Annotated in this window: 8 protein-coding genes and 7 pseudogenes; 7 read left to right on the top strand and 8 right to left on the bottom strand. The window is 63.7% G+C overall.

What is annotated here, in order from left to right:
- Positions 1-50: 50 nt before the first annotated feature.
- A pseudogene (locus tag IG197_RS36515) lies at positions 51-1309 on the bottom strand (Tn3 family transposase).
- Between the two features lie 140 nt (positions 1310-1449).
- Complete coding sequence (locus IG197_RS36510) at positions 1450-3030, bottom strand: DUF4158 domain-containing protein (protein ID WP_246765523.1); 1581 nt, start codon at positions 3028-3030, stop codon at positions 1450-1452.
- A 242-nt stretch (positions 3031-3272) separates the two neighbouring features.
- Here IG197_RS36510 and IG197_RS34210 point away from each other — a divergent pair.
- Positions 3273-3477, top strand: a pseudogene (locus IG197_RS34210) (DDE-type integrase/transposase/recombinase); the annotation flags it as partial.
- Positions 3478-3528: 51 nt separating this feature from the next.
- Here the strand turns inward: IG197_RS34210 and IG197_RS34205 are convergent.
- From IG197_RS34205 to IG197_RS34185, 5 genes and pseudogenes are all read right to left on the bottom strand, one after another.
- A pseudogene (locus IG197_RS34205) lies at positions 3529-3777 on the bottom strand (IS6 family transposase); the annotation flags it as partial.
- A 254-nt stretch (positions 3778-4031) separates the two neighbouring features.
- Positions 4032-4800 (bottom strand): annotated as a pseudogene (locus tag IG197_RS34200) (IS110 family transposase); the annotation flags it as partial.
- Between the two features lie 65 nt (positions 4801-4865).
- Positions 4866-6064 (bottom strand): annotated as a pseudogene (locus tag IG197_RS34195) (IS256 family transposase).
- Between the two features lie 154 nt (positions 6065-6218).
- A pseudogene (locus IG197_RS34190) lies at positions 6219-6452 on the bottom strand (IS110 family transposase); the annotation flags it as partial.
- A gap of 369 nt (positions 6453-6821) precedes the next feature.
- The gene (locus IG197_RS34185) at positions 6822-7826 is read right to left on the bottom strand and encodes a GlxA family transcriptional regulator (RefSeq protein WP_192321338.1); all 1005 of its coding nucleotides are present in this window, start codon (positions 7824-7826) and stop codon (positions 6822-6824) included.
- A 112-nt stretch (positions 7827-7938) separates the two neighbouring features.
- Between IG197_RS34185 and IG197_RS34180 the strand changes: the two genes are divergently transcribed.
- From IG197_RS34180 to IG197_RS34155, 6 genes are all read left to right on the top strand, one after another.
- Complete coding sequence (locus IG197_RS34180) at positions 7939-9192, top strand: sarcosine oxidase subunit beta family protein (protein ID WP_192321336.1); 1254 nt, start codon at positions 7939-7941, stop codon at positions 9190-9192.
- A gap of 75 nt (positions 9193-9267) precedes the next feature.
- Complete coding sequence (locus IG197_RS34175; RefSeq protein WP_192321334.1) at positions 9268-9570, top strand: sarcosine oxidase subunit delta; 303 nt, start codon at positions 9268-9270, stop codon at positions 9568-9570.
- The gene (locus tag IG197_RS34170) at positions 9567-12566 is read left to right on the top strand and encodes a sarcosine oxidase subunit alpha (protein ID WP_192321332.1); all 3000 of its coding nucleotides are present in this window, start codon (positions 9567-9569) and stop codon (positions 12564-12566) included. The genes IG197_RS34175 and IG197_RS34170 overlap by 4 nt, the downstream gene beginning before the upstream one ends.
- A gap of 9 nt (positions 12567-12575) precedes the next feature.
- Positions 12576-13136 carry a sarcosine oxidase subunit gamma gene (locus IG197_RS34165; RefSeq protein ID WP_192321330.1) on the top strand — a complete coding sequence of 187 codons (561 nt, stop codon included), beginning with the start codon at positions 12576-12578 and terminating at the stop codon, positions 13134-13136.
- Positions 13137-13158: 22 nt separating this feature from the next.
- On the top strand, positions 13159-14427 hold the full coding sequence (glyA, locus tag IG197_RS34160; RefSeq protein ID WP_192321329.1) for a serine hydroxymethyltransferase: 1269 nt from the start codon (positions 13159-13161) through the stop codon (positions 14425-14427).
- 83 nt (positions 14428-14510) lie between these two features.
- Complete coding sequence (locus tag IG197_RS34155) at positions 14511-15896, top strand: L-serine ammonia-lyase (protein ID WP_192321327.1); 1386 nt, start codon at positions 14511-14513, stop codon at positions 15894-15896.
- A gap of 165 nt (positions 15897-16061) precedes the next feature.
- Here the strand turns inward: IG197_RS34155 and IG197_RS34150 are convergent.
- Positions 16062-16816, bottom strand: a pseudogene (locus IG197_RS34150) (IS5 family transposase).
- Positions 16817-16904 lie beyond the last annotated feature (88 nt).

Below are 16904 nucleotides of genomic sequence, written 5' to 3'. Positions count from 1 at the left end.
TTGAGCTTCAAAGCTCGATGATGTGTTTGGGACCTTGTCTGCGGACTTCATCATGGCCAGCGACCAGTGCGGTCGCGCGAGTAGGCCGGACACATGATTGCAATCGACCGCGAGATATCACATGAATCACCCTGTGCCGCAGGAGCCGTCCACACATGCTCCCAACTCAGCGGCGAGATATGCTTGAGCAGATGGTCCGGAATCTCACGACGCGCGTTGCGTAAATGGGTGACGGCCCGTTCGAGATAGACAGTGTTCCAGTGTACGATTGCACTGACGACGAGGTTGAGGCCGGAGGCGCGGAACGCTTGGCTTTCGAACGATCGGTCCCGGATTTCGCCACGCTCGTGGAAGAAGACGGCGCGCTTGAGCTTGTGCGCAGCCTCACCCTTGTTGAGGCCGGCCTGACAACGCCGGCGTAGCGCTGGGCTCGAGTACCATTCGATCATGAAGAGGGATCGCTCGATCCGGCCAGTTCCCGTAGCGCCCTGGCGAGCTGGCTTTCCTTCGGGGATGCTGACAGCTTCTTCAGGATCGTGGACGGCACCACGGCGCGCGTCGTGATCGACGCCGCCAGATGGAGCAGATCGTCCCAATGGTCGAGAATCAGAGTGGCGTTGATCGGTGCCCCGATGTGGTTCGACAGCGCCGGGTATGTATCGCCTTTCTCGAATGTGTGGAATTTCCGGTCCTTGAGGTTGCGCAGCCGAGGCGCAAAGCGTTTGCCGATCAGGGTGAACAGTCCGAAGACATGGTCGCTTGCACCGCCCGTATCGGTGAAGTGTTCCTGGATGTCGAGGATCGTGTCCTGATCGAACAGCCCATCGAGCACATAGGCGGCCTCGCTTTCGGTCGGGCTGATCGGCAGGATGCTGAAATAGCCGTACTGATCTGACAGATGGCTGTAGAACTTCGAGCCCGGCTCGCTGCCGTAGTGCAGATTGACGTCGCCGCGCTTCGCGGCTCGGTCGCTCGCGCGGAAGAATTGGCCATCAGATGATGCCGTCGTGCCATTGCCCCAAAGGCGAGAATGCGGATGGCGGCTGTGTGCGTCCGTCACGCAGGCCTGCGCCGCGCGGTAGGTCTCGGATCGCGCATGGAATGTGCGCATCCAGCCGATCTGGTGAGCGCTGATCCCCTTCGATGCGCTCGCCATCCGCTTCGGACCGAGGTTGGTCGCATCGGCCAGCACGCCGGCCAGCATTGCCGAGACATTTCTTGGGATATCACCGGTGCGGACGTGCGTGAAGTGGTCGGCAAAGCCGGTCCAATCGTGAACTTCCCTCAACAGGTCTGGCACCTCCACCATTGGATACATATCGCTGATTTCGGCATTGAGTTCCTCGGCTGCAGCGGGAACCTCGCCGGCGATTGGCGTGACGATCAACGTGCCGGCCTCAAGACGAACACCTTCGAGCTTTCCGGACCGTGCTCTGTGGGCGAGGCGCTTCAAGTTGAAGTCGAGTATCTGGCGCGCTTCGGCAAGCCACTGCGCGCCATCAGCTTGGACGCCCAGTCCAAGGCGATCCCCTCTTTCATCGTGGTGAATGTCGACCGCGGCATAAGATGCTCGTCGATCGGTCGGAAGGATCGACTGCCGTTGACCCAAACCTCCGCGGATCTAAGCCGGTCCCGCAAAGCCGCGAGCGTCGCAATCTCGTAGAGACGGCGATTAGGCTTTCCCTGTTCGAGGATGAGCCGACGATCAGCTTGCCTCAAGTGGGTGACCGGGACGCGATCCGGGAGTGTCCGACGGCTCTCGGCATACAGGCGTTTCAGCAGCGAAACTGCCGCAAGAAGCGGATCGTGTCGCCGCGCCGATTGGAACGTGAACGCCTGCAGGAACGCACCGGCATACTTGTGGACGGTCGCATATTGCTCGGTCGCCAAGGTCAACGGCGACGCCTCGTTGTCCTCGATCATCGATTCGAGCTCTGGCTTCATGCGGAGCAGCCGATGCCAGCCGACCTTCTGGTCGAGAACCTCCAAAGCATTCCTTCCATAGTCGTTGGCGGACTGCAGGGCAGTGATCGTATCGAGGAACATGCGCAGAGCCTTGGCGGTATCCGGCCTGCAATCCATGTGCCGCTGCTTCTTCCGGTTATTGGCCTGAGAAAACAACCGACCCATCAGCTTGATGAACATCGAGACTGCATCGTCGGTGAGCTTCTGGCCGAGCTTGATAATCTGCGCCACGATCAAGGCGTGCCGGCGACTGGCGTTGAAGTCATTGGCCAGCCAGGCCGGCGTGGCGTTGCCCTCACGGATCATCTGGTCCCACCGTCCCGACGGGACACGAAGCTGCAAACTCGGGTCGATCTCCAGCGTCCGCAGGAATGCAACCCGTTCAATCAGCCCGACTAGGTTGGATGCACCCGGCGCTTCCGGTGCGGATCGCAGCCAATGAAAGCGCGTCTGGGCGATGGCCGGGTCAACCTCCAACAGCCTATCCAATAATGGAAGCTTATCGAGCGGAATTTCTTCGATCAGCACGCTCTCTGCCCGACGACGAGCAATCGAGCGGCCCGCGAGCCCTATTCGCTCGATCGTCTCGGTCACCGGAAGCAAGGAACCGCGTTCCCGAAAAGACGTGGCGATGGCTTTCGCAATCCCGACGCTGTCGTCGGATATCGTTGCCGTCTGAATCGCAGCCAGCAGCGCCGCTCGACGATCTTGTGCCGTCGCGCTTCTCCTATCGAGATACGCCATGAGGCGCGCCGCATGGTCGCGACGGGTCTCTTGACGGCGCGCATAGAGCGCGAACGTTCCGAGGTCGGCGCCGACCTGATCGGCAACATACTTTAGCATTGCGCGAGGCGGGGTCTCTCCAGCCGCGAGCACTCTACCCGGGTGGCGCATCAGGCAAAGCTGAACAGCAAAGCCGAGCCGATTGTGTTCTCGCCTGCGGAGGTCAATCTCAAGCCTGTCAGCCGACGACAGCGAATAGTGTCGGATCAGGCTGTCCTCGTCGGTCGGCACACTGAAAAGCTTTTGCCGATCTTGATCTTTGAGAAGCTTCCGTCTGCGCATCGCCCGACTCCATCACAACACTCGATGGAACGATGTCAAAATGGGCGGCGCATACGTCTTGCCTTGGCTACCTATCCACAGACATCAATTGCACTACCGCCAATATCTCACTCGGGTTCTCGCTCCGTTCGCCTTAGCGTACGATTTTAGGCAGTTCTTGTTCCGACCCCTTCCTGCGATGCCGAAAGCCGCTTGCGAAATCGGTCACGACGATCGCTGAGGCCAATTCGTACCCGGACAACCAATATCTGAACAACCGAATCGAACAGGATCATCGACGCATCAAGCGCCGGATACGTTCAATGCTGGGATTCAAAATCAAGCTCCAGCGCCGCGACGATCCTGTCTGGAATCGAGATGGTTCACATGATGCGCAAACGACAGGCGAGATACGCCTGCAATCCAGCACCATCGCTCGCCGAGCAGTTCGAAATCCTGGCCGCATGAAAACTGAGCAGAAGCCTTTCCGCGCCTCAAGTTCGAGTTTGCGACAGAACCATCGAGATACCACTTGTCGCCAAGGCGGCCAGCAGATCGGCGTCGTATCTCATTGGCGAAATGCCGTCCAAATTTCTCCGCCCAGTCCCGGATCGTCTGGTGGGTAACGATGATGCCGCGGGCCGCCAGCATGTCCTCGACCATGCGCAGGCTAAGCGGGAAGCGGAAGTAGAGCCAAACCGCATGCGAGATGATCTCGGCCGGAAAGCGGTGGCGGCGATAAAGCGGATCACGGGCAATCTTCGACATGCTGCCTGATTGCAGATTTCCGTCAGCCTTCAGTTAACTTTTCGGTACCCTTCGGCCTTTGCTTGCGGCGCGATTTTGACCGCTGGCCCTGATGTTGTCCGCTTGAACCGATCCCAATCACGTTAGAGCGCTGCAATTGCGCCAGACAACGCCACGGGTTCTTCGGATTGAGCGGTCCATTCCGCTTTGCTTGTCACATCACATCATTGTCACACCGCCACCTGTTGTGCCCGATGGGCGAATTAAGATTTTGCTTATGCGCTTGCCGCTACCGTTGACGTTTTTGGCTCATAGGCCGTGCCTCTGGCCATGACTGCCCAGGCGATGCGGGCGATCTTGTTGGCGAGAGCAACAGCAACGAGCTTGAACGGCTTGCTGGCCAAAAGTGACCGAGCCCAATCTGCCAGTGCGGTTCTGGTTTTGCCGTTCTTCATGCTGTAGAGCGCCACATGGGCTCCCACGACCAGCAGCTTTCGTAGCTGGCGATTACCCATCTTCGAAATGTGACCAAGCCTTGGTTTGCCGCCGGTGGAATGCTGTCTGGGCACAAGTCCTATCCATGCCGCAAACTCTCGGTCGCACCGAAACACACCCGCGTCGGGAACACTGGCTGAGAGGCAAGAAGCCACGATTGGACCGATGCCAGGGATGGTGGCGAGTTGGTGCTGACCAGATCCCTGCGATGAGTGCTCAGGATGATCTTGTCGAGTTTTGCTATATCTGCCTCGATATCGACCAGCATTGTTGACAGAGACTTCAGGGCAAGACGTGCGGCGCAGGTAGCGCCGTATCGCTTTCGTCATCGATCCTGGCGAGCAGTTGCCGGACATTGCGGGCACCTTGCGCGACAACAGCCCCAAGCTCGGCAAAGTGCCCCCGCAAGGCATTGATCAGGGCTGTGCGTTGCGAAATCAGGAGATCGCGGGCGCGATGCTGCATCAATGTCCCCTGCCGATCTTCGCTCTTGGCCGGTACGAAGCGCATCGATGGACGCGTAACCGCTTCACAGATGGCAGCTTGATCGTGTCCCACCGCGTGGTGTAGCTGGCGGCATTAGCCGCCCGTGCTGTCCGGCATAGCCGGGTTGATCAGCGCGCCACGGCGGGCAGGCTGATGAGGGGATCATCGCTCAACTGTCCGACGCTTTCCAGCGTCATGTAGCGGGCGCGCTGGACGGCCCATTCGTCGTTCTGCTCAAGCAGCAGCGCGCCGACGAGGCGGACGATGGCGTCGTCGTTCGGAAAGATGCCGACGACGTCGGTGCGCCGCTTGATCTCGCCGTTGAGACGCTCGATCGGGTTCGTCGAGTGGAGCTTGGCCCGGTGCTCCTTCGGGAAGGTCATGTAGGCGAGCACGTCGGGCTCGGCGTCGTCGAGGATGGCGGCGAGCTTCGGCACCTTCGGCCGGATCTGGTCGGCGACGGCCCGTCACTGGGCGCTGGCGGCTTCCGGTGTCTCTTGCGCGAAGGCGGTGGCGATGAAGGCCTAGACGACGCGACGACCGCTCTTGCCGGCATGCGCCAGCACGTTCCTCATGAAGTGGACCCGGCAGCGCTGCCAGGTGGCCGTGAGTACCTTTATGACGGCCGCCTTCAGGCCCTCATGCGCATCGGAGACGACGAGCTTTCACGCCGCGCGGCCGCGGCGCATCAGCTTGCGCAGGAACTCCGTCCAGATCGGCTCGGCCTCCGAGGTGCCGATCTCCATGCCCAGCACCTCGCGCCGGCCGTCGCTGTTGACGCCGACCGCGATGATGACGGCGACGGAGACGATGCGGCCGCCGCGCCGGACCTTCAGGTAGGTCGCGTCGATCCACAGATACGGCCAGTCGCCTTCGATCGGCCGCTCAAGGAAGGCTTTCACCTTGCCGTCGATCACTTCGCACAGCCGCGAGACCTGGCTCTTCGAGATGCCGCTCATCCCCATCGTCTTGACGAGATCGTCAACCAGGCGCGTCGAGATGCCCTGGACATAGGCCTCTTGGATCACCGCCGTCAGCGCCTTCTCGGCCATCCGGCGCGGCTCCAGGAAGCCCGGGAAGTAGGAACCCTTCCGGAGCCTCGGGATGCGCAGCTCGACCGTGCCGGCGCGCGTCTCCCAGTCCCGGTCGCGGTAGCCATTGCGCTGGGCCGTCCTGAGCGGCGACTTCTCGCCCCAGGCGGCGCCGGTCGCGGCACCAACTCCATCTCCATCAGCTTCTCGGCGGCGAAGCCGATCATCTCGCGCAGAAGATCGGCATCAGGCGTCTTCTCCACAAGCGTGCGCAGGTTCATCATGTCGTCGGTCATCGCTGTTCCTTCCAGAAAGGTTGGCTTCGACAACCAGACCCTACCGGAAAGCGCCGATGACCACCGCGTTACCAGCTACACCACGTCTCGGGACGTCACCGGCAGCCGCGTCAGCAGCGTCATTCTTCTGCCGCCGCAGATAGGGTTTGAACTAGGCAGGTGGGATCAGACGAACCTCATGACCGATCGCCGTTAGAGCCCGCGCCCAATGATGCGCTGTCGCGCAAGTTTCCATCCCGATCAGGCATGGTGGCACGGCGCCGAAGAATGTCAGCATCTGGCCGCGTCGAAGTGATCTGCGCAGCACAACCTGGCCGCCCTCATCGACGCAATGAAGCTGGAAAACGTTCTTTGCGATATCGAGACCGATGGTGGTAATCTTGTTCATGGTGGATGGCTCCTCTCTCAGGTTTTGCAATAAACCTAGTTTGGCACACTGACGCCACCGGAGGGCGCCATCCACTACATCACGTTAATCGCGGAGCAATTCCGGCCAGATACGGCGATGTCACGATCACGTCCCCAACAGTTAAAAGCGCCAGCGCCACCCGCCGAGATCATTGCGCACGCAGCATAGCCCTCCTACCGCTTTTTCTTCAGCCTAAGATTGCCGAGGAAATGCTGTTGGGGCGCTACATTGTGGTGCCTTACGAGATAAACTGTTGTTGGGCCAAAAATTTCGCTTCTGAATACGTCCGTCGCTCGCACCGCAAGCAGCCGAGCCACCAATCCGGTCGTCTGCGCCTTGCTTATTGCCTCAGGCGATGGTCCGGAAGGACGTCGGCGTCATGCCGCGCCGCGCCCGGAAGGCGCGAATGAAATGCGATGAATCGCAGAAGCCGGTCGAGGTCGCTATCTCGGTCACCGAATTGTCGGTGTGGCGCAGCAGGAACTCGGCATATTCGAGGCGCATGATCTTGTAGGCGAGGCTCGGCGCCATGCTCACCGCGTGCTGGAAATGGCGTTCCAGCCGACGCCTACTGGCGCCGAGGCGACGCGCGACCTCGGCGGCGGACAATGGCGCGTCGATGTGCTGCTGCATCAAGAGCAGCGCCTTCTGCACAAGCGCGTCGTCGGTGGTGAGGTCAAGCGGTATGCCGGGCTGCGCCTTCTCTGCGCGCAGCGCGTCGTCGATGATCATGATGTGCAGGCTCTTGCGCGCCTGCGCCCGGCCGACATGCTTTTCGACGAGATGGGCGGCGAGATGTGCGGAGCTCGCGCCGCCGGAACAGGTCAGGCGGTCGCGGTCGACGATGAAGATCTGGTCGGACACCGGCTTCAGCCCGTCGAACTGCTCGAGGAAGTCGGCATGGTGAAACCAGCTGACGCAGCACCGATAGCCGTCCATCAGTCCGGCCCGGTGCAGGATGAATGCGCCTGTGCAGACGCCGACGAGCGGCACCCTGGACGCGGCTGCCCGCTGCAGATAGCGGGCATATTCGGGGCTGAGGTTGGGGATCTCGTCGATCAGTCCGCCGACCACAACGATGTAGTCGTACCTCTTTGGGTCGCCGAGCCGCTCCGTCGGCTGGACCAGCACGCCACAGCTCGACGCCACCGGGCTCATCGTGTCCGAAAGCACGGTCCATTCGCACAGGATCGGCCGGCTGCGATCGCCTTCGTCCGCCGCGAGCCTCAGTACGTCCACGAAATTGGCGAAGGCGCAAAGCGTGAAGCGGCGAGCCAATATGAACCCGACCGACAGGCGGGGCGCCGTCGTTCCCCGCCTTGGGAACCGGCTGGATCTGGGGCTGACTTGCATGCGGCCTCCACGATGACGTCGTCGCACTGGTAACACTACGCTGTCGCAAACGTTCTGTCCAACCGAGGCCCGGTCCAGCATACTCCCCCTACCTTGAACTTCGGGGTGTGCCATGAGCCGCTTTTCTTTTTCGTCACTGCTGACCAACGCCCTGACCGGCAACAAGAATTGGCAGCCGCAATGGCCGGATGCCGAGCCCAAGGCCGAGTATGACGTCGTCATCGTCGGAGCGGGCGGCCACGGCCTCGGCGCTGCTTACTACCTCGCCAAGGAACACGGCATCACCAATGTCGCCATCATCGAGAAGGGTTGGCTCGGCGGCGGCAATACGGGGCGCAACACCACCATCATCCGCTCCAACTATCTCTATGACGAAAGCGCCATGCTCTACGAGCATGCGATGAAGCTGTGGGAGGGGCTGTCCCAGGAGCTTAACTACAACATCATGTTCTCGCAGCGCGGCGTGATGATGCTGGCGCACAATGTGCATGACATACAGAGCTTCAAGCGCCACATTTATTCCAACCGGCTGAACGGCATCGACAACGACTGGCTGACGCCGGAACAGGCGAAGGAATACTGCCCGCCGCTCAACATCGAGAAGGGTGCCCGCTATCCGGTGATGGGCGCCGCACTGCAGCGCCGCGGCGGCGTGGCGCGGCACGATGCGGTCGCCTGGGGTTATGCACGCGGCGCCGCGTCGCGCGGCGTCGACATCATCCAAAACTGCCCGGTGACGGCGATCCGCCGCGACGCTTCCGGCCGGGTGACCGGCATCGAGACGGCGCGCGGCTTCATCAAGGCGAAGAAGGTGGCGGTTTCGGCAGCCGGCAACACCTCGGTGGTGATGGACACGGCCGGCGTGCGGCTGCCGCTGGAGAGCTTCCCGCTGCAGGCGCTGGTGTCGGAGCCGGTCAAGCCAATCTTCCCCTGCGTCGTCATGTCGAACACCGTGCACGCCTATGTCAGCCAGTCCGACAAGGGCGAGCTGGTCATCGGCTCGGGCACTGACCAGTACGTCTCCTACAGCCAGCGCGGCGGCCTGCCGCTGATCGAGCACACGGTGGCGGCGATCTGCGAGGTGTTCCCCATCTTCACGCGCATGCGCATGCTGCGCAAATGGGGCGGCATCGTCGACGTCACGCCCGACCGCTCGCCGATCCTCGGCAAGACGCCGGTGCCGGGGCTCTACGTCAACTGCGGCTGGGGAACGGGCGGCTTCAAGGCGACGCCGGGATCGGCCCACGTCTTCGCCCACACCATCGCCCGCGACGAGCCGCATCCGATCAACGCGCCGTTCACGCTCGAACGCTTCACCACGGGGCGGCTGATCGACGAAGCCGCCGCCGCCGCCGTCGCGCACTGATTTCTTGTGCGGGCATGACCTCGTCCGGAAATGGGTTTCCGCTTGTCGTGGTCATGCCCTGAGGAGGACCCAAAGATGCTGCTCATCCGCTGCCCCTACTGCGAGGCCGAGCGCCCGGAGCTCGAATTCTCCTATGCTGGCGAGGCCCATATCGCGCGTCCCGCCGACCCCTCTAAGCTGAGCGACGAGGAATGGAAGAACCACCTGTTCATCCGCTCCAACCCGCGCGGGACCCACTTTGAGCGCTGGCGCCACCAGCATGGCTGCGGCCGGTTCTTCAACGCCGTCCGCGACACCGTCAGCGACAAGTTCGTGATGACATACCAGGCGGGACTGCCCCGTCCGACTGAGGCCGAACTCAAGGAAGCACGGTCATGACCATCTATCGCATTTCCGCAAAGGGCCGCATCGACCGGCACAAGCCGGTGCGTTTCACGTTCAACGGCACAAGCTATGCAGGCTTTGCCGGCGACACGCTCGCCTCGGCGCTGCTGGCCAACGGTGTCCACCTCGTCGGCCGGTCGTTCAAGTACCATCGCCCGCGCGGCATCCTCTCGGCCGGCTCCGAAGAGCCGAACGCGCTGGTCGGCGCCGATCGCGGCCCCGGCCGCTTCGAGCCAAACAACAGGGCGACAGTGCTCGAGGTCTTTGACGGGCTGAACACCACCAGCCAGAACCATTGGCCGTCCCTCCAGCGCGACATCGGAGCGGTCAACGACGCGTTCTACATGCTGTTCTCGGCCGGCTTCTACTACAAGACGTTCATGTGGCCGAAGTCGTTCTGGAACAAGGTCTACGAGCCGTTAATCCGCGGCGCGGCGGGCCTCGGAAACTCGCCCACTGCGCCGGATCCGGACACCTACGCCAGCCGCTTCGCCCATTGCGACGTCTTGGTCGTCGGCGCGGGCCCTGCGGGCCTGGCCGCGGCTCTCGAGGCCGGCAAGGGCGGCGCCAAGGTCATGCTGGTCGACGAGCAGGCCGAACTCGGCGGCTCGCTGCTTTCTGAAACCGACGCCGGCATCAACGGCCTGTCTGGTTGGCAATGGCTGGAGGAGACGCGTGCCGCGCTAGCCGCGATGAACAACGTGACCGTGCTGCCGCGTACCACAGCGATCGGATACTACCACCAGAACCTGGTCGGCCTGTGCCAGCGGCTCACCGACCATCTTGCCAACCCGCCAGAAAGCGCCCCGCGCGAACGCATGTGGAAGGTGCGCGCCAAGCAGGTCGTGCTTGCCCAGGGCTCGATCGAAAAGCCGCTCGTCTTCGACGGCAACGACCGGCCCGGAGTGATGCTGGCTGGCGCAGCCCGCAGCTACCTGAACCGCTACGGCGTGAAGGTCGGCGACCGGCCCGCCGTCGTCACGTCGCACGATTCAGCCTGGCTGGCGGCATTCGACCTCGCCCAGGCCGGCGTCAAGATAGCCGCGATCGTCGATCTGCGCGCATCAGTCGCCGACCACCTCCTGGCTCGCGCCAAGGCGCTGGGCATCGAGGTGCTGGCGGGCTGGACGGTCACCGGAACCAGCGGCCGCTTGCGGGTCAGCTCGGTGCGCGCCAATCCGGTGAGCCGCAACGGCGTCGTCGGGCCGGCCCGGACCATCGTCTGCGACGCTCTCCTGATGAGCGGCGGCTGGACGCCGAGCGTCCACCTGTTCTCCCATACCAAGGGCAAGCTCGACTGGAACGAGGACAGGCAGATGTTCCTTCCCGGCGAGTGCCCCGAGCAGAGCCGCTGCGCCGGCGCCGGCAACGGCAGTTTCGGCCTCGCAGCCGCGCTGGCGGAAGGGGCCGCATCCGGTGCAGGTGCGGCCGCGGATGCGGGGTATGCAGCAGCGGCGGCAGCGTACCGGGTCGATGGCGAGGTGACGCTGACCGGCGTCAGCAACCGCGAACTGCCGACCGACAAGAACGCCGCGGGCGCCAAGGCTTTCGTCGACTTCCAGAACGACGTGACGGCCAAGGACATCCGGCTCGCCGTGCGCGAAGGCTTCAGGTCGATCGAGCACATCAAGCGCTACACCACCACCGGCATGGCGACCGACCAGGGCAAGACGTCCAACATCAACGGCCTCGCCATCGCTTCGGACGCGGTGAAGCGTCCCGCCCCAGCAGTAGGGCTGACGACGTTCCGTCCGCCCTATACGCCAACCACTTTCGGCGCCTTCGCCGGCTACGCCAGGGGCAGCCTGTTCGAGGTGACGCGCAAGACGCCGATCGACGCCTGGGCCGAGGAGAACGGCGCCGTGTTCGAGCCGGTCTCGCTGTGGCGCCGCGCCTGGTACTTTCCGAAGCCCGGCGAAGATATGCACAAGGCGGTGGCGCGCGAGTGCGCGGCGGTGCGCGAATCCCTAGGCATGTTCGACGCCTCGACCCTCGGCAAAATCGAGATCGTCGGGCCGGATGCAGCCGAGTTCCTGAACCGTATGTACACCAACCCATGGAGCAAACTCGCGCCGGGCCGGTGCCGTTACGGCGTGCTGCTCGGCGAGGACGGCTTCATCCGCGACGACGGAGTCATCGGGCGCATGACCAGCGATCGCTTCCACGTCACCACGACAACCGGCGGGGCCGCACGCGTGCTGTCCTTGATGGAGGACTACCTTCAGACCGAGTGGCCGGAACTGAAGGTGTGGCTCACTTCCACCACCGAGCAATGGGCCGTGATCGCCCTCAACGGGCCGAATGCACGCAAGCTGCTGGAGCCGCTGGTCGAGGGCATCGACCTCTCGGAAGAAGCGTTTCCGCACATGTCGGTGGCCGAAGGACGCATCTGCGGGGTGCCGACACGCCTGTTCCGCATGAGCTTCACCGGCGAGCGCGGCTATGAGATCAATGTGCCAGCACGCTACGGCCGTGCGATCTGGGAGCAGCTCTACCAGGCCGGCCAGCAATACGGCATCATACCCTACGGCACGGAGACGATGCACGTGCTGCGCGCCGAGAAGGGCTACATTGTCGTCGGCCAGGACACCGACGGCACCTTGACCCCGGACGATGCCGCCCTCGGCTGGGCGATCGGCAAGGCCAAGCCCGACTTCGTCGGAAAGCGCTCGCTCACGCGTCCGGACATGCTGAAGGCGCACCGCAAGCAACTCGTCGGGTTGCTGACCTCCGACCCCAACACGGTGCTGGAGGAGGGCGCCCAGATCGTCCTCGATCCGAACCAGGCCCTGCCGATGAAGATGGTGGGCCATGTCACGTCGTCCTACTGGAGCGCCACGCTCGGACGGTCTATCGCCTTGGCGGTGATCGAAGGCGGCAGGGCGCGCGAAGGCGAGACGATCCATGTGCCGACGCCGGGCACCACCCACACCGCGAAGGTCGTGGGCACGGTGTTCTTCGATCCCGAAAACAAGCGACTGAGCGCGTAGGAGGCGGTCATGCTCCATGAACATCATCCGCTGATCGGCAAGGAAATCGCGGTTCGCAAGATCTCGCCGCTGAGCATCCGGGCGGCCGCCGACGAGGCGCGGTTCAGCCTGAGGATCGACCCTGCTCGCGCCGCGCTCGCGGCCGGCGCCCTCGGCTGTGCGCTGCCCGGCAAGATCGGCGGGGTCGCATCGTCGAACGGCGTCACCGCGCTTCGGCTCGGCCCGGACGAATGGTACGTGGTCGCGTCGCCTGCGCAGCGCGCTGCCATAGAGGCCGGGTTCGCCGAACTCTATGCAACGACGCCGCACAGCCTCGTGGACATCAGCGACCGCGAGGTAGGCATCGAGGTCGAGGGGACGGCGGCACTACTCGCGCTGACCTCGGCAATCGCCTTCGACATCGAGGTCATGCCGGTCGGCAGCGGCTGCCGCACGCTCTTCGACAAGGCGCAGATCGTGCTCATCCGCGAGGCCGAGGACCGCTTCCGCATCGAAGTATGGCGTTCATTCGCCTATCACGTCTGGGGCATCCTCCAGGCGGCCAGCCGCGAAGTCGCACTCGACATCTGACCCCATCCCCAAGGAGGAAACCATGCTGAATACCAACGCGTCCGCGCCGCTCGGCGACGCGGCGATCGCCGCCGCCATCGACCGCGAGCTCGACAGGCAGAAGAACCAGATCGAACTGATCGCCTCGGAAAACATCGTCTCGGCCGACGTGCTGGCCGCGCAGGGCTCAGTGCTGACGAACAAGTATGCCGAGGGCTATCCGGGCCGCCGCTACTATGGCGGCTGCGAGTTCGTCGACGAGGTCGAGACCATCGCCATCGAGCGCGCCAAGCAGCTTTTCGGCGCCGGCTTCGCCAACGTCCAGCCGCACTCCGGCGCGCAGGCCAACCAGGCGGTGTTCCTGGCGCTCCTCAATCCCGGCGACAGGGTGATGGGCATGTCGCTCGCCCATGGCGGACATCTGACGCATGGCTCGCCGGTGACCATGTCGGGCAAGTGGTTCGACATCGTCAGCTACGAAGTGCGCCAGTCCGACCAGCAGATCGACTACGACGACCTGCGCGCGCGCGCGCTGGATACGAAGCCGAAGCTGATCGTCGCCGGCGCCTCGGCCTATCCGCGCGCCATCGACTTTGCCGCCTTCCGCAGGATCGCCGACGAGGTAGGCGCCCTGCTGATGGTCGACATGGCGCACTATGCCGGCCTCATTGCCGCCGGCGTCTATCCTGACCCGCTGCCGCATGCCCATGTCGTGACGACGACCACGCACAAAACGCTGCGCGGCCCGCGCGGCGGCATGATCCTGACGAACGACGAAGCGCTCGCCAAGAAGATCAACTCGGCGGTGTTCCCGGGCAATCAGGGCGGTCCGCTGATGCATGTCATCGCGGCGAAGGCGGTGGCTTTCGGCGAGGCGCTGCGGCCAGAGTTCAAAGCCTATGCACGGCAGGTGGTCGCCAACGCCAAGGGCTTGAGCGAAACGCTGATCGAAGGCGGGCTCGACATCGTGTCGGGCGGAACGGACTGCCACATGGTGCTAGTCGACCTGAGGCCAAAGGGGGCGAAAGGCCGCGACGCTGAGCATGCACTCGAGCGCGCGGGGCTCACCTGCAACAAGAACTCGATTCCCTTCGACCCGGAGAAGCCAGCGGTCACCTCCGGGGTGCGCCTCGGCACTTCGGCAGGCACCACGCGCGGGTTTGGAGAGGCGGAGTTCCGGCGCATCGGCGAGCTGATCCTGAAGGTGATCGATGCGCTTGCCGCCGCCGGTCCGGAAGGCGACCGTGCGGTCGAGCAGGCGGTGCTGGCCGAAGTCCGAGACCTCTGCCGCCGTTTCCCCATCTACGGATAGTCACCCCCAAGCAGTCTGCCAGCAGTACGTCCGGCGTGCGTCTGCGCGCCGGGCGCTCCCTTGCGACCCTCACGAGGCCGGGCATGTTTCTCAGCGTCTTCGATGTCTTCAAGATCGGCATAGGCCCGTCATCGTCGCACACTATGGGACCGATGACGGCAGCCGCGCGCTTTGTCGACCTGCTTCGGCAGTCAAGGGCGGGGCAGGGCACCACGCGGCTGAGGGCGACGCTCTATGGCTCGCTTGCCTTCACCGGCAAGGGTCACGCCACCGACCGCGCCGTGGCTCTCGGCCTGCTGGGGTATCTTCCGGCCGACCTGGATCCCGACGAAGCGGAGCGATGGCTCGCCGGATTGAAGGAGACAAAGATCCTTCGCATCGAGGGCATGCCGGCGCTTTCCTTCGACACGGATCGCGACATCGTCTTCGACTATGGCCCGGCGCTGTCCGGCCATGCGAACGGCATGATCCTGGAAGCGCTCGATCCGCGCGGCGATGTGCTGCTTGCCGAAACCTACTACTCGATCGGCGGCGGTTTCGTCGTGACTGCGGCCGAGCGGGAGGCACCCGAGGCGTCGCAGGCGGAGCAGACGGCGGCGTGGCCCTATCCGTTCGACAGCGCGGCGTCGATGCTGCGCATGGCGCGCGAGAGCGGCCTTTCGATCGCGGCGATGAAGCGCGCCAACGAGGCCGCATCGCTGTCGGCACCCGAGGTGGAGGCCGGCGTCGGCCGCATATGGGCGGTCATGGACGGCTGCATCGAACGCGGGCTGGCGCAGGAGGGCGAACTGCCGGGCGGGCTGCGCGTGCGCCGCAGGGCCAAGAAGATCCGCGACCAGCTGGTCGGCGAGCGCGGCACCAATTCGAGCCAGCCTCACGTCGCCTCCGACTGGCTGAGCGTCTACGCCATGGCGGTCAACGAGGAGAACGCCGCGGGCGGAAAGGTGGTGACCGCCCCGACCAACGGCGCCGCCGGGGTCGTGCCCGCCGTCCTGCGCTACTATCTCGACCATTGCACTGGCGCCGACCGCGGCAGGGTGGCGGATTTCCTGCTCACGGCCGCCGCGATCGGCGGCCTGATCAAGCACAATGCGTCAATCTCCGGGGCCGAGGCCGGTTGTCAGGGCGAGGTCGGCTCTGCCGCCGCCATGGCCGCAGCGGGCCTCTGCGCGGTGCTCGGCGGATCACCGGAGCAGGTCGAGAATGCCGCCGAGATTGCGCTCGAACACCATCTCGGCATGACCTGCGACCCGGTGGCGGGGCTGGTGCAGGTGCCCTGCATCGAACGCAACGGCATCGCGGCCACCAAGGCGGTCGCGGCTGCTTCGCTGGCGCTGCGCGGCGACGGAACGCATTTCATGCCGCTCGACAATTGCATCGCGGCGATGCGCCAGACCGGCGAGGAAATGAGCGCCAAGTTTAAGGAAACCAGCCTTGGCGGCCTCGCCGTCAACCTGCCGGAGTGTTGAGGCAAGGGCTCACGGTTGCCATGGCCATCATCCGCGGACCGGTAGGTTCTTCGCGACTTCGACGAAGTCGCCGGCGGAGGCGATCCTCCTCCACGTTTGTAAACGTCGACCGCGGGATCAGATACCTTCCAATCAGCTTGTCTAGCTACGATCAGGACTCATTGATCAGAGCCAGAAGATGACGATGGCTGCGATGCAGATGGCGGACATGAAGGTATGGGCGCATCGATCGTAGCGTGTGTGAACGCGGCGCCAATCCTTGATCCTGCCGAACATATTTTCGATTTTGTGGCGCCGGCGGTAGAGGACGGTGTCGTGTGGGATCTGGATCTTGCGGCTTACCTTCGAGGGGATGCAGACGGTGATATTACGTTCGGCCAGGGCGTCACGGAACCATTTCGCGTCATATCCTCTGTCGCCGAGCAGGACTTTGGCCTTCGGGAAGGCGTTGATCATCAGCGCCGCGTCCTTGTAGTCGCTCATCTGCCCCTCGCTTAGCAGCATGATCAACGGTCGTCCGTGTCCGTCGCAGACCGCATGTAGCTTCGAGTTCAGGTCGCCTTTGGTGCGTCCGCTACGTCGGGGAACATTCCCTTTTTGAGCAGGCAGGCTGCCGTCCGATGCGCTTTGAGGTGTGTGGCATCGATCATCAATTGATCCGGTTTCCCGCCCTTGGCTGACAGTGCGGCGAAGATCCGGTTGAATACACCAAGCCGGCTCCAGCGAATGAAGCGGTTGTAGATCGTCTTGGGCGGGCCGTACGCGGCGGGGGCATCGCGCTACCGCAGGCCGTTCCTGATCACGAAGATGATGCCGCTCACAATCCGCCGATCGTCGACCCGCGGTAAACCGTGCGACAGCGGGAAATACGGCTCAATCCGGCGCATCTGCGCCTCCGACAACCAAATCAGATCGCTCACGGCAACGCCTCCTCGCGTCACCACTGAATCAGCGGATCACCGTACCCGCAAGCTCTTTAATGGGTCCTGACCATAGTCCTTGTCTGCG

This window comes from Aminobacter sp. SR38 (assembly GCF_014843375.1).
Classification (GTDB): domain Bacteria; phylum Pseudomonadota; class Alphaproteobacteria; order Rhizobiales; family Rhizobiaceae; genus Aminobacter; species Aminobacter ciceronei.
Note: the sequence above shows the minus strand (reverse complement) of the source record. Positions and strands in the feature narration are given on the sequence as shown.